The following is a 14347-nucleotide window of genomic DNA, read 5'->3' on the forward strand; positions in this document are numbered from 1 at the left end:
CTTCTCCGAATCTCTCAGGTTCCCGGACAGAGGGGGCGAACGGCGAAACCATCCGCCGGTTCGACTCTGACTCTGTCTGCAAGGGAACCTCGCTTGGGCGATACGGCCGAAAATCTCAAAATCACGCCTCTCAATGCCCTGCACAAAGAGCTGGGCGCGCGCATGGTGCCCTTTGCCGGCTATGAAATGCCGGTGCAGTATCCGACCGGCATCCTGACTGAGCACAAGCATACCCGCGCCGCCGCCGGCCTGTTCGACGTCTCCCATATGGGCCAGGTGCGGCTCACCGGCGCCGATCCTGCGAAAGCGCTGGAAGCCCTGGTGCCCGGGGATCTGGTCGCACTCGATGTCGGCAAGATGCGCTACACGGTCTTCACCAATGATCAGGCCGGTATCCTCGATGACCTGATGGTGAACAAGCGCGACCGCGACCTCTTCGTGATCGTCAATGCCGCCTGCAAGGACGATGACATCGCGCATATGCGCAAGAACCTGAAGGGCGTCGACCTGGAATATCTGGAAGACCGCGCGCTGCTGGCGCTGCAGGGTCCGGCCGCCGTCGATGTGCTGTCGCGGCTGAATTCCGTGATGCCGGCGATGAGTTTCGGCATGGGCGCCACGCTGGCGCTCGGCAAGTTCGAGGCCTTCGTCACCCGCTCGGGCTACACCGGCGAGGACGGCTTCGAGATTTCGCTGAAAGCCGATGAAGCAGAAGACTTCGCCCGCTGGCTGCTCGGCCAGCCGGAAGTGAAGCCCATTGGTCTTGGCGCGCGCGACTCTCTGCGCCTCGAAGCCGGGCTCTGCCTCTACGGCCACGACATCGACACCACCACCTCGCCGATCGAGGCCGGCCTGAACTGGACGATCTCAAAGCGTCGTCGCGAGGAGGGCGGCTTCCCCGGTGCCGCCATCGTTCAGAAACAACTGAAATACGGCGTCACGCGCAAGCGGGTCGGCATCCAGCCCGAGGGGCGCGCACCCGCCCGCGAAGGCACCGAAGTCTTCAATGAGAAAAACGAGAAGATCGGTGTCATCACCTCGGGCGGTTTTGGCCCCAGCGTCGATGCCCCGGTCGCCATGGGCTATGTCGCCACCGAATACGCCAAACCAGGCACGCCGCTCACCCTGATGGTGCGCGGCAAGGCATTGCCGGCCAAGACCTGCACCCTTCCCTTCATCACCAAACGCTACGCCAAGTAAGGAGACGATCCATGACCACCCGCTATACCAAGGACCATGAGTGGATCCGTCTCGAGGGCGATGTCGCCACCATCGGCATTTCCGATTACGCCCAGAGCCAGCTGGGTGACGTTGTGTTCGTCGACCTGCCGGCACCGGGCAAAAAGGTGAATGCCGGCGCTGAAGTCGCCGTGGTTGAATCGGTCAAGGCCGCCAGTGAAGTCTACGCCCCCGCCGGCGGCGAAGTGGTAGAGGGCAACCAGGCCATCGTCGATGACCCCGCGCTGGTCAATCGCGCGGCGCAGACCGACGGCTGGTTCGTCAAGCTCAAGCTCAGCAACAAGGCCGAACTGGATGCCCTGATGGATCAGGCCGCCTACGACGCCTATCTCAAGACCCTCTAATCAGGAGCGCCTCCCCATGCGCTATCTCGGTCTGACCGAAGCCGACCGCGGCGAGATGCTGAACACCATTGGTGCCGGCGGTATCGACGCCCTGTTCAAGGACGTGCCAACTGGTGCACTGAACCCGCAGCTCGACCTGCCACCGCACCAGGGCGAACTGGAAGTCGAGCGCGCTTTTGCCGCCATGGCGAAGAAGAATGTTTCGCCGATGGAGGTGCCGTTCTTCCTCGGTGCCGGCGCCTATCGCCATCACATTCCGGCTGCCGTGGATCACCTGATCCAGCGCTCGGAATTCCTCACCTCCTACACGCCATATCAGCCCGAGATCAGCCAGGGCACGCTGCAGTATCTGTTCGAGTTCCAGACCCAGGTGAGCATGATCACCGGCATGGAAGTGGCGAATGCCTCGATGTATGACGGCGCCACTTCAGCGGCCGAGGCCGTGCTGATGGCCCAGCGCATCACCAAGCGCAGCAAGGCGGTGCTGTCGGGTGGCCTGCATCCGCATTACCGGGACACCGTCGCCACCCTGATGGACCAGACCGACCAGCCGCATGTGGCGGCCCCGGTCGATCTTGCCGGCAATGAAGACCTTGCAACCTTCATCGACGAGCAGACCGCCTGCGTGGTGGTGCAGAATCCGAATGTGTTCGGCCATCTGCGCGATCTCTCCGGCCTCGCCCGGGCCTGCCAGGCCAAGGGCGCATTGCTGATTGTCGCTGTTACCGAGATCACCTCGCTCGGCCTGGTCACGCCGCCGGGTGCCATGGGCGCCGATATCGTGGTGGCGGAAGGCCAGAGCATCGGCGTGCCGCTCAGTTTCGGCGGGCCCTATGTCGGACTCTTCGCCACGCGCGAGAAATATGTGCGGCAGATGCCTGGGCGACTCTGTGGCGAAACCGTCGACCAGGACGGCCGGCGCGGCTTCGTGCTGACGCTGTCGGCCCGCGAGCAGCATATCCGCCGCGAAAAGGCGACCTCGAATATCTGCACCAATTCGGGTCTCTGCGCGCTGGCCTTCACCATCCATATGAGCCTGCTGGGCGAAGCCGGCCTGACCCGGCTGGCCGAGATCAATCACGGCAAGGCCGTGCAGCTGGCCGAGAAGCTGAGCCAGATGAAGGGCGTCGCCATCGTGCCGCAGGCCTTTTACAACGAATTCGCCATCACCCTGCCCAAGCCGGCAGCCGAGGTGGTGGAGAAGCTGGTGGAGAAGAAGATTCTCGGCGGCGTGCCCGCATCGCGCCTGTTCCCGGGCGACAAGAGCCTGGCCAACGTGCTGCTGATCGCCGTGACCGAAACCAATACCGAAGGCGACATGGACAAGCTTGCCGCCGCCCTGAAGGAGGTGCTGTGATGCTGAACCGTCAGGGACGTCCGACCACGCCGCATGCGGCTGCCAACAGCGCCGTCACCGGCACCATCACCGGCAATCGCGGCCTGCAGATGGAAGAAGCGCTGATTTTCGAGATCGGCGAAGAGGGCCGCACCGGCGTTGATCTGCCGGATGCGCCCAAGGTGAAGGACCGCCTTGGCGGCCTGAAGCGCCAGGGCAAGATCGGCCTGCCGGGCCTGAGCGAGCCGCAGGTGGTGCGGCATTTCGTGCGCCTGAGCCAGAAGAACTATTCCATCGATGCCGGCCTCTATCCGCTCGGCTCCTGCACGATGAAGCACAATCCGCGCCTCAACGAGAAGATGGCGCGCCTGCCCGGCCTGGGCGACATCCATCCGCTGCAGCCGGCCTCCACCGTGCAAGGTGCGCTGGAGCTGATCGACCAGCTGGCCGGCTGGCTCAAGACCCTGACCGGCATGCCGGCGGTGGCCATGTCGCCTGCGGCTGGCGCCCATGGCGAACTCTGCGGTCTGATGGCGATCCGCGCGGCGCTGAAGGCACGCGGCGATGTCCGCAAGCGCATCCTGGCGCCTGAGTCTGCGCATGGCACCAACCCGGCCACAGCGGCACTCTGCGGCTACACGGTCGATCCGATCCCGGCCACCGCCGAGGGCCGCGTCGATCTTGATGCCCTGCAGGCCAAGCTGGGTCCGGATGTGGCAGCGATCATGCTGACCAACCCGAATACCTGCGGCCTGTTCGAGCGCGACATCAAGAAAGTCGCCGAGATGGTGCATGCCGCCGGTGCCTTCTTCTACTGCGACGGCGCCAACTTCAACGCCATCGTTGGCAAGGTGCGGCCGGGCGATCTCGGCATCGACGCCATGCATATCAACCTGCACAAGACCTTCTCCACCCCGCATGGTGGCGGCGGCCCCGGTTCGGGCCCCGTGGTGCTGTCGGACGCGCTGAAGGATTTCGTGCCGGTGCCCTATGTGGTGCATGGCAGCGATGGCTACAGGCTGGTTGAAAGCGGCGACACGAAAAGCTTCGGCCGCATGAAGGCCTTCAACGGCCAGATGGGCATGTTCATCCGCGCGCTGGCCTACATGATGAGCCATGGCGCCGATGGCCTGAAACGGGTGGCGGAAGACAGCGTGCTGTCGGCCAACTACGTGATGGCCAGCCTCAAGGATGTGATGAGCCCGAGCTTCGAGGGCCCCTGCATGCATGAGGCGCTGTTTGACGACCGCTTCCTGAAGGACACCGGCGTCACCACGCTGGACTTCGCCAAGGCGATGATCGACGAGGGCTACCATCCGATGACCGTGTATTTCCCGCTCGTCGTGCATGGCGCCATGCTGATCGAGCCGACCGAAAGCGAGAGCAAGGACAGCGTCGATGCCTTTGTGAGCACCCTGCGCGGCCTGGCCGAAAAAGCGAAACAGGGCGATCAGGTCGAGTGGTTCCAGGGCGCACCGCGGCTCACCCCGCGCCGGCGGCTCGACGAAACCCGTGCCGCCCGCTCGCCAGTACTGCGCTGGAAACCGGGCAGCAACGGTGCACCGATCGACAAGGCGGCGGCAGAGTAAACCAAACAATGCCCGGCAAAAACTTCTTATTTGTAGCTTTTGCCGGGCTAGCGATCTTCTTTCACGCAGGGCCGACATCTGCGAGAAATCTCTGTGCCGGCATATGGCAGAAGTCATTATCGGCAGGAAAACAACTCAGAGAACGTGCAGGGTTAGTGAATGAGCCCGGAACTCGAATATACGAGCATATGCAAAAACAGAGCTGGCACATTGTCTGGGCCGATTTTGAAAATGCAGAATCTGGCGCATCCTTTATCAAAATAGTGAATAAGCAGCCACAGAAGGTCGAAAGCTGGGGCGGTGTGGCGATCAAGGGAGACGAACGAGAGATTTATAATTGGGCCATGAAATTGGACTCATCGTTTCCTCCATCTTTGGCAAAATGCTTTGCCTGGTATGTCGTCGAAGGCCGATATATGGCCGCTCCGACGCGCCCAAACCCTTTCAACACTCCCTAACTGCTCAATATCTGCCGCCCGGTCAGCAATGACCGGGCGGTTTTCATTTTGCGGCGAGTGAACTTTTGCGCTCAATCACCCTTTTATAAGAATGCGCGACCGACAGATTCTTGCCAACAAACTGCTGGGCCAGCTGCAGTGGATTCCGGACTGGGCCATCAGTGTGGCGATCCTGAGCCTGACGCCCTTCTGTGCCAATCTGCTGCATCGGATTCTGTTCCGCGTGGTGACCGGGTGGGTCAGCCATATGGACCTGTTCTGGCGTGCGCTGGTGGCGCGGACCGAAGGGCCAACCCGCTTGGCCTTCCTGATTATCGCCGTCAGCTTAGCCGCCAGCATCGCGCCGCTGCCGCCGGGCTGGGGCGCCATCGTGCGGCAGGTGCTGTCGGTCGGGTTCATCGCCCTGCTGGGCTGGATCGCACTGACAGCCTTCCATGTCTGGATGGTGATGCATCTGCGGCGCTTCAAGCTGGATACCGAAGATAATCTGCTGGCACGCAAGCATGTGACGCAAACCCGCATTCTGCAGCGCGTGGTGAACGGCCTGATCGTGGTGATCGCTGCCTCGGCGGCACTGATGACCTTTGATAGCGTGCGGCAGTACGGCGTGTCGCTGCTCGCCTCGGCCGGGGCCGCCGGCATCATCGTCGGCCTGGCTCTGCAGCCGGTGCTGAAGAACCTGATCGCCGGCATCCAGCTGGCCATCACCCAGCCGATCCGCATCGACGACGCTCTGATCGTGGAAGGCGAATGGGGCAATGTGGAGGAGATCACCTCCACCTATGTGGTGATGCGACTATGGGACTGGCGTCGCATGATCCTGCCGCTGAGTTATTTCATCGAGCAGCCGTTCCAGAACTGGACGCGCGAGAATGCCGACCTGATCGGTGTGGTGATGCTGTATCTGGATCACACCGCGCCGGTCGCCGAAATCCGCCGCAAGGCGGAAGAAATCGTGCAGGCCTCGCCCAACTGGGACAGGCGCGTGATCGCCGTGCAGGTGACGGATTTCAAGCAAAGCACGATGGAAGTGCGCATCCTGGCCAGCGCCGGGTCGGCCGGCCGGGCCTTCGACCTGCGTTGCGAAATCCGCGAGAAGATCATCGCTTTCCTGCAGCAGGATCATGCCCATGCCCTGCCCCGGCTGCGGGCTGAATTACCCGCATTTTCCGCCTGAAACATCATTGCAAACTGTTTCAGGCAATCGGCCGACGCAAATCCGGCAAGAGCTGCCGATGCGGATTTGCCGGGCGGGCCGGATCATTCGCCGCCGCAATCTCCTGAAACAATATCTCTTCGCGAAGCCAATCGCTTAGCGCTGCACGCCGATGGCATGCGGCGTGAAGGGCGTTTTGCGGAAGTCTGCACCGGCCGCCGGTCGGATGCCGCCTTCCGATCCGCAACGACTTCGAAGGAGATCCATATGAGTAGCATCGGGAGTATCGGCTCATCCGGCTGCAATCCGTTGCAGCAGGCGATGCGCCAGCTGTTTTCCAAAAGCGACGCCAATACCGACGGCAAGCTCGATACCAGCGAGATCAGTTCGCTGCTCGACACTCTGCAGACCAGCTCGTCTGACAGCAGCCTGACCTCGGAGAATGTTGTCTCTGCTTTCGATACCGATGGCGATGGTGCCGTTTCGGGCTCGGAATTCGATGCCGGTTTCAAGAAGCTGGCCGAGGACATGCAGAGCAGCATGATCGCCCTGCAGGAAAGCGGCCAGATGCCGCCGCCGCCTTCAGGCCCGCCACCGGGCATGGCAAGTTCATCCTCCGATGAGGACGAGGATGACGACAGCACCACTGTGTCGGATCTGCTGGCGCTGCTGGAAAGCTACAGCAGCGAGGATACCGACGAGACCGCATCGAGCACTGCGGCCAACACGACGGATAGCCTGCTGCAGACCTTCCTCAGTCAACTGGAGACCTATGCCAGGACGCAGGGCTACCAGTCGCAGTCCGGCAGCGGCGTTTCCCTGTCGGCCTGAAAGGCACCGACAGCACACTCGCGTTCAGCCGCCCGGACAGAAGGCCTGGGCGGTTTCGCTACGCCTTCACATTGGTATAGCTGGCATTGCCAAGACCCGTACCAATGGTCAGGACCGCCCAGCATTTGATGTCGCGCATGCGCCACACCTCGCTGAGGCCTTGCACCACGGCGTCGTTATGCAGGGCGATGCTGATGCTGTGGCCATCGATGCGGGGCAGTCGCTCGCGCAGGGCTTCGGTCAGATTGAAATCCTCGCCCTCCCAGTTGCCGGGCAGGTTCTGCGCGCCACGCTTGATCCAGCCATCCCCGGCGATCAGGCCGGGGCAACCGACCGCCACCACCGGAGCCAGATGCCATTTGTGCCGCGTGGCACGCGCCGCCAGTTCCCGCATCATGCCGCCAAGATGGTCGAGCGCTTCCTCGCGGCCAGGTCGTTCATCGCGATGGCGCCAGTGCAGCAGGCGCGCAATCTCGGCCGTATTGCCCAGCTTGTCGCTGGGTTTAAGGGTGACGATTCCGCAGCGCAGATTGGTGCCGCCGATATCGATCGCAATGAAGCCGTCGTGATCCCGCATCACATCAGGCGCCAGCAGCTGCAACCCGCCAAGCAGACCCGCCTCGTCGGGATGATGATTGAGGGGCACCATATCGATATCGATATCCGCCTGCCGCAACAGCAGCGCGGCGCGCAGGATGGCGATTTCCCCCACCCGGCTGCGCCGCAGCCCGCCACCGACAACGATACGCTGCACGCCTTTCCAGGCCTGCTGGCGCAAGAAACGCTGGGCCACGGCCGAGAGATTTTGGGCGAATTCCTCAATGGCGCCATGCAGAATGGCGGCAGCGCCCAGATCGTCACCGGTGAGGATCGCGTCCATTTCCTTCTTGGAGATATCGCGCGCCGGATTCAGGTCATTACCGGCCAGATCGCCGGCGTCCTTGCGCAATGCATCGAGCAGGGCACGAAAGGCCCGGCCACTGGCTTTGTCACCAATAAAACCTTCGGCATCGCGCAGCTCGAGATTGTAGCTGTCGACATGCACGGCCGGCAGGTCAGCAGCGCCATGATAAGGCAGTGCCACCGGCTCCGGATCACGGCCGTTATTCTTGCGGAAATTCCTTGCAGCCTTTGCCGTCAAAGCGCCCTCGCAAATCTGAAGGCGCCCGGCGGCGCCCAGCGATTCAACGTTCGGCGCGGGCCAGCAGTGCCATCAGGATATAGGCCAGCAGGGCGAAGCCGAGGCCGGGCAGCAGAATATTGCTGGCGACAAAGCCCCAGTCGACGCCGCAGCCGGTGGGAATGCCACTGCCCCGGCTCATGTCGATCGGGATCAGGCCGCCATGTGGGGTGGGATGACACAGGCCCATCGGCTCGTAGCCATGGGTGCGCAGCATCAGGATGGCATACAGCACCACCGGCAGGCCGAGGCCGGCAATCAGGCTGGTAATGATGCGGCCGGCCAGGCTGCGAGGCCGGATCAGGCTGGATAAACGCGACAGCACACCTGTCTCCCCAAGAACTGCTGTTTCCGTCTGGTTGGCCTTCGATAGCAGGCCGGGCGCCGGGATGCCAGCGGCAGGACCGCCGCGACTGCGGGCCAGGGCGATTGTGCTTTCGGCGCTGCCGCCCGCATCGAGGCTGCTCCAGCCGGGTTCGCCCAGGGGCGGCTGCAGTGTCTGGTATTGCCAGGCCACCACGGCAGTGGTGGCATCCGATGCGTCGCCCTGTCGCCCCGATATCCGATCCACCAGAACCGCAAGCGGCGCGGTCAGCCACAGGCCGGTGAATGCAGCATTGCAGCCTTTCGCCAATTCAGTGGCCGCCGCGCGTTCATCCGCACGGCCGAACACGGCATCAAGCACCACAGCATTGCCGCCCTGCAGCACGATCCGGCCCCATTCGAGCATCGCGGCATAGACCCGGCGACTGTCCTCGGCTGTATAGCTTTCGCGCGGCAATGTCTGGCTCAACGCCACGCCATGCATCTGCTTGCGCAGGACATCGCTGCGCAGCAGCACGCCGCCCCAGGGGCGGTGCCGGAGTTCACACGCGAGCGCGCGCGCCACCGTGGTCTTCCCGGTACCGGAATATCCGCCCACGGCCATCAGCCGCAGATCACTGCCCTGCAAAGACCGCAGCGCGAGATCCAGGTAACGGCATGCCTCGGCCTGGCCTGCCGGGGTCATGGCGGCGATATGGCAGCGGATCGCCGCACGCAGGGCGACATAGAGCGGCAGCAGACTGAGGCCGGCATAGTCGCCGGTCCGGTCGAGGTAGCGGTTGAGCGCCCGGTTGGCGAGATCGTGGCAACCATGCTGCAGCAGATCCATCAGCAGGAAGGCGAAGTCGTAGAGCGTATCGATCTCGGCCAGGCCGTCGTCAAATTCCAGGCAGTCGAACAGCACCGGCCTGCCATCGATCAGGGCGATATTGCGCAGATGCAGGTCGCCATGGCCGTGGCGCATGCGGCCGTCGGCCTTGCGTTGCGAGAGCGCGTCACGCTGGCGCTCGAACTCTGTGGTCAACGCGGCTTCAAGGTCACTCCACGCCCCTGCCGGCAGGGCATCGGGCGCAAGATGCGCTACGGCCTCCCGGTTCAGGCGCAGCGTGCGTTCAACCGTCGCGGCGGGATCGACATCCACCAACATGGCCTGGCTGTGAAAATCCGCGACTGCATCGGCCAGCTCCTCAATCAGTGACGGAGTCAGGCCGTGCCTGGCTGCCAGTTCGTCGAGGGTCGCGCCGGACGGAAAACGACGCATTTCCACCAGCCACTCCACTGGCAGGCCATGCGTGGAAAAGGTCAAACTGCCCGCATTGTCACGATAGACCGCGCGACAGCCGAGGTAGAGGTCCGGCGCGGTCCGGCAATTGAGCGCCACCTCGCGTTCGCAGGCGATGCGACGCTGCTCCAGGCTGCCGAAATCGACATAGGGCAGCGTGACGGCCTGTTTCAGCTTCCAGGCGCGGTCGCCACAGAGGAAGACCCGCGAGATATGCGTTTCGATCACGCGCTCGGGCGGTGCGGCAAACAGATCAGCGATATCGGCCGGATTGGGCTCGGTCATACAACCAGTCTAACGCACCGGCGATGGCGAAAGTTTGACCAGGCTCAAGGCGATCATGATTTATCGGCCCATACGGGCCATCTGCCGATCATGCCAGCGGGCGAGCAACAGCGCCGCCAGGGCGCCGAGCAGCGCCATGAACATGTCGGACTGCGTGTCCCACTGGTCGCCCTGGGTGCCGAGGAATTCATCGGCACCCTCGCCCATGACCAGGGCCGCAGCCCATTCGACCAGTTCATAGCTGGCACTGATCGCCAGGCAGATGCAGACGACCAGGAAACCGAGCAGCTTGCCATTCTCCAGCCGGAAGACACGCAGCAGCAATTCACGCGCAACGATCGCCGGCACGAAGCCCTGCGCCAGATGGCCGATACGGTCGTAAGGATTGCGTTCCAGCTGCAGCCAGTCCTGCAGCCAGAAACCCAGCGGCGTGCGGGCATAGGTATAGGCGCCGCCCAGCATCAGGATCAGGCCATGCAGGGTGATCAGAGCCATGGCTAGATCGCTGAACCGGAAGCGCTGCCGCGTGAAGAACAGGATCGGCCAGGCGATGATGGCGGGGAGGACCTCCATCAGCCAGGTAGCGCGGTCGTAAGGCGCAATACCGCTCAGCACCAGGCCGATGGCCCAGGCTGCCGTCAGGAGCCAGAACATTGCCTGTTATGCGGCCTTGGACCAGGTGCGGTCAACCAGGGCGACGATGGCACGCATGATCGCGGTGAGATCATAGTCCTTCGGCGTGAATACCCCGGCGATGCCCGAAGCCTTCAGCCGCGCCTCGTCATCGGGCGGAATAATGCCGCCGACCACCACCGGTACGCCGCCGATGCCTTCCGAACGCATGCGCTGGATCACCTCGGTGGCCAGCTCGACATGGCTGCCCGACAGGATCGACAGGCCGACCAGATGCACGCCCTCTTCCAGGGCGGCGGCAACAATCTGCTCCGGTGTCAGCCGGATGCCCTCGTAGACCACTTCCATGCCGCAGTCGCGCGCCTTCACGGCGATCTGTTCGGCGCCGTTGGAATGGCCATCCAGGCCCGGCTTGCCGACCAGCAGCTTGAGCGGCCGGCCGAGCCGCTTGGCCACGGCCTTGACCTCTTCGCGCAGCTCGTCCATGCCGTCGTTGCTGAGCGCGCCGCTGGCGGCCGACACGCCGGTGGGGGCGCGGTATTCGCCAAACACCTTGCGCAAAGTCGCCGCCCATTCGCCGGTGGTGACGCCGGCCTTGGCGGCGGCGATGCTGGGCTCCATGATGTTGCGGCCATCGCGGGCGGCAGCCTCGATATCCTTCAGCGCCGCATCGACGGCCGCCTGGTCACGGCTGGCACGCCAGGCTTTCAGCCGTTCGATCTGCTCGGATTCGGCCGCCGGGTCGACCGTCATGATGGCGCCGCCTTCGGTGGCAACCAGCGGCGACGGTGCGCTTTCGGTGAATTTGTTGACACCGACCACAGTGATGCTGCCGGTTTCGATGCCACGCACGCGGGCGGTGTTGCTCTCCACCAATGCCTGTTTGAGATAGCCGCTTTCCACCGCCATGATGGCGCCACCCATATCGGCAATGCGCTTCAGTTCGGCGCGCGCCGCCTGCTTGAGTTCCTCGACCTTGGCATCGATGGCCGGATTGCCATCAAACAGGTCGCCGTATTCCAGCAGGTCGGTCTCATAGGCAACAATCTGCTGCAGGCGCAGCGACCATTGCTGGTCCCAGGGACGCGGCAGGCCCAGCGCCTCATTCCATGCCGGCAGCTGCACGGCGCGCGCGCGCGCCTTCTTGGACAGCACCACCGCCAACATCTCGAGCAGGATGCGGTAGACGTTGTTTTCCGGCTGCGGCTCGGTCAGGCCGAGCGAATTGACCTGCACGCCATAGCGGAACATCAGCGCCTTGGGATCGGTGACGCCATAGCGCTCGCGGCCGATCTCTTCCCAGAGATCGACGAAGGCGCGCATCTTGCAGATTTCGGTGACGAACCGGATACCGGCATTCACAAAGAAGCTGATACGGCCAAAGGCCTGGGCGAAATCTTCCGGCGGCACCTGGCCGCTGTCGCGCACGGCATCGAGAACGGCGATCGCCGTAGCCAGCGCATAGGCCAGTTCCTGCACCGGCGTGGCGCCGGCTTCCTGCAGGTGATAGCTGCACACGTTGGTGGGATTCCATTTCGGCAGGTCGCGATAGGTGAAGGCGATCACATCGGTGATCAGCCGCATCGAGGCTGCCGGCGGGAAGATATAGGTGCCGCGCGAGAGATATTCCTTGATGATATCGTTCTGCACCGTGCCGTTCAGGTCGGCGCGCTTGGCACCCTGCTCCTCGGCCACGGCGATATAGAGCGCCAGCAGCCAGGCGGCCGGCGCATTGATGGTCATCGAGGTGTTCATCTGCGCGAGCGGAATCTGGTCGAACAGCACCCGCATATCGCCCAGATGGCTGATCGGCACGCCGACCTTGCCGACCTCGCCGCGCGCCAGCACATGGTCGCTGTCGTAGCCGGTCTGGGTCGGCAGATCGAAAGCCACTGACAGGCCGGTCTGACCGCGGCCCAGATTGGTCCGGTACAGCTCATTCGAGGCCGTGGCCGAGCTGTGGCCCGAATAGGTCCGGAACAACCAGGGCTTTTCCCGGTTATCCTTTGGCCGGTCAGCCTTTGCCGGATTATCCTTTTCGCGGGTGCGAAGGCCGGAGGCCTGGTCACCAGGAGTCGAACGAGTCGCAGACATAATTTTATTCCGTGTCAAGTTGACGTTGGGTCATTATCTTTCCGGTTGCACGGCATAATCGAAATATCATAACCTCTGCTGCATTGCAAAATGATCTTGCCATTTTTTCGCTTCTGCAAAAAGATGGTAATCGCTTTGCAGCGCACCGTCTCACGGGCCCGGCAAGGCTAATCCCGGCCGAACCGGCCCAACAAGCATAAACCTGCACCCGTTAATCGGGGGCCGTAACAGGGATAGCACAGGAGGAGTTTCGCCATGTCGAATGCGGGTGGATCCGTGGTCGCTTTACCGACCGCCCAGGCCCAGGCAGCCCAAGCCGCCGCCAAGGCGCAGGGCGCAGCCGGCGCGCTGAAGGATCTTTATGAGGTGGGCGAGATTCCCCCTCTCGGCCATGTGCCGAAACAGATGTATGGCTGGGCGATCCGCCGCGAGCGCCATGGCCCGCCGGAGCAGTCGATGCTGCTGGAAGTGCTGCCGACGCCTGAGATCGATGCCGACGAGGTGCTGATCCTGGTGATGGCCGCCGGCGTGAACTACAACGGCGTCTGGGCCGGCCTCGGCGTGCCGATCTCGCCCTTCGATGTGCACAAGGCACCCTTCCATATTGCCGGTTCCGATGCCTCGGGCATCGTCTATGCCGTCGGCCGCCGCGTGAAACGCTGGAAGGTCGGCGACGAGGTCATCGTCCACTGCAACCAGGACGACGGCGACGACGAGGAATGCAACGGCGGCGACCCGATGAACTCGCCCTCGCAGCGCATCTGGGGCTACGAGACGCCGGATGGCAGCTTCGCACAGTTTGCCCGCGTGCAGTCGCGCCAGCTGATGCCGCGGCCCAAGCACCTGACCTGGGAGGAAAGCGCCTGCTACACGCTGACGCTGGCCACCGCCTATCGCATGCTGTTCGGCCATCGCCCGCATATCCTGCGGCCGGGCCACAATGTGCTGGTCTGGGGCGCTGCCGGCGGCCTCGGCTCGATGGCGATCCAGCTGATCGCCATTTCGGGTGCCAATGCCATCGGCGTGATTTCCGATGAATCGAAGCGCGAGTTCGTCATGAGCCTGGGCGCCAAGGGCGTGGTCAACCGCAACGACTATGACTGCTGGGGCCAGTTGCCACCGGTGATGGATACCGAGAAATACGGCGCCTACATGAAGAAATGCCGCGAGTTCGGCAAGGGCATCTGGGAAATCACCGGCAAGGGCAACGATGTTGACTTTGTCTTCGAACATCCGGGCGAGCAGACCTTCCCGGTCTCCTGCTTCGTGGTGAAGCGCGGCGGCATGGTGGTGTTCTGCGCCGGCACCACCGGCTTCAACCTCACCTTCGATGCACGTTTCGTGTGGATGAGGCAGAAACGCATCCAGGGCAGCCATTTCGCCAACCTGCTGCAGGCCAGCCAGGCCAACCAGCTGGTGATCGAACGCCGTCTCGATCCCTGTATGTCGGAAGTGTTCAGCTGGGCCGATATCCCGCGCGCCCATACCAAGATGTGGAAGAACCAGCACAAGCCCGGCAACATGGCGGTGCTGGTCAGCGCCAAGACCCCCGGTCTGCGCACCATTGAAGATGCGATCGAAGCAGGGAATTCATAA

General features: G+C 63.2%; 11 protein-coding genes and 1 pseudogene. 8 read left to right on the forward strand and 4 right to left on the reverse strand.

Features of this window, described 5'->3' with window-relative positions; genetic code table 11:
• The first annotated feature begins 93 nt into the window (after positions 1-93).
• From gcvT to AAG799_RS04880, 7 genes are all read left to right on the forward strand, one after another.
• Positions 94-1200 carry a glycine cleavage system aminomethyltransferase GcvT gene (gcvT, locus tag AAG799_RS04850; protein WP_341894671.1) on the forward strand — a complete coding sequence of 369 codons (1107 nt, stop codon included), beginning with the start codon at positions 94-96 and terminating at the stop codon, positions 1198-1200.
• Between the two features lie 11 nt (positions 1201-1211).
• Positions 1212-1583, forward strand: a complete 372-nt coding sequence (gcvH, locus tag AAG799_RS04855; protein WP_341894672.1) for a glycine cleavage system protein GcvH — start codon at positions 1212-1214, stop codon at positions 1581-1583.
• 16 nt (positions 1584-1599) lie between these two features.
• A complete protein-coding gene (gene gcvPA / locus AAG799_RS04860; RefSeq protein WP_341894673.1) occupies positions 1600-2940 on the forward strand; it encodes an aminomethyl-transferring glycine dehydrogenase subunit GcvPA in 1341 nt (446 codons plus the stop codon).
• Positions 2937-4508, forward strand: coding sequence for an aminomethyl-transferring glycine dehydrogenase subunit GcvPB (gene gcvPB / locus AAG799_RS04865; RefSeq protein ID WP_341894674.1), 1572 nt, complete (start codon positions 2937-2939; stop codon positions 4506-4508). Before gcvPA ends, gcvPB begins: the two co-directional genes overlap by 4 nt.
• An 8-nt stretch (positions 4509-4516) precedes the next feature.
• Entirely contained in the window at positions 4517-4966 is a 450-nt protein-coding gene (locus tag AAG799_RS04870) for a hypothetical protein (RefSeq protein ID WP_341894675.1), read from the forward strand.
• Positions 4967-5057: 91 nt separating this feature from the next.
• Positions 5058-6143 carry a mechanosensitive ion channel family protein gene (locus tag AAG799_RS04875; protein WP_341894676.1) on the forward strand — a complete coding sequence of 362 codons (1086 nt, stop codon included), beginning with the start codon at positions 5058-5060 and terminating at the stop codon, positions 6141-6143.
• Positions 6144-6389: 246 nt separating this feature from the next.
• Positions 6390-6953 carry an EF-hand domain-containing protein gene (locus AAG799_RS04880; RefSeq protein ID WP_341894677.1) on the forward strand — a complete coding sequence of 188 codons (564 nt, stop codon included), beginning with the start codon at positions 6390-6392 and terminating at the stop codon, positions 6951-6953.
• 58 nt (positions 6954-7011) lie between these two features.
• Here AAG799_RS04880 and AAG799_RS04885 read toward each other — a convergent pair whose 3' ends face one another.
• From AAG799_RS04885 to AAG799_RS04900, 4 genes and pseudogenes are all read right to left on the reverse strand, one after another.
• Positions 7012-8037 carry an ROK family protein gene (locus tag AAG799_RS04885; RefSeq protein ID WP_341894678.1) on the reverse strand — a complete coding sequence of 342 codons (1026 nt, stop codon included), beginning with the start codon at positions 8035-8037 and terminating at the stop codon, positions 7012-7014.
• Positions 8038-8137: 100 nt separating this feature from the next.
• Positions 8138-10024: an AAA family ATPase gene (locus AAG799_RS04890; protein ID WP_341894679.1), complete on the reverse strand. Its 1887-nt coding sequence runs from the start codon at positions 10022-10024 to the stop codon at positions 8138-8140.
• Positions 10025-10084: 60 nt separating this feature from the next.
• Positions 10085-10678: a DUF2238 domain-containing protein gene (locus AAG799_RS04895; protein WP_341894680.1), complete on the reverse strand. Its 594-nt coding sequence runs from the start codon at positions 10676-10678 to the stop codon at positions 10085-10087.
• A gap of 6 nt (positions 10679-10684) precedes the next feature.
• Positions 10685-12658: pseudogene (locus AAG799_RS04900) on the reverse strand (methylmalonyl-CoA mutase family protein); the annotation flags it as partial.
• Between the two features lie 348 nt (positions 12659-13006).
• Between AAG799_RS04900 and ccrA the strand changes: the two are divergent.
• A complete protein-coding gene (gene ccrA / locus AAG799_RS04905) occupies positions 13007-14347 on the forward strand; it encodes a crotonyl-CoA carboxylase/reductase (RefSeq protein WP_341894681.1) in 1341 nt (446 codons plus the stop codon).

Source organism: Ferrovibrio terrae, from assembly GCF_943371255.1.
Taxonomy (GTDB): domain Bacteria; phylum Pseudomonadota; class Alphaproteobacteria; order Ferrovibrionales; family Ferrovibrionaceae; genus Ferrovibrio; species Ferrovibrio terrae_B.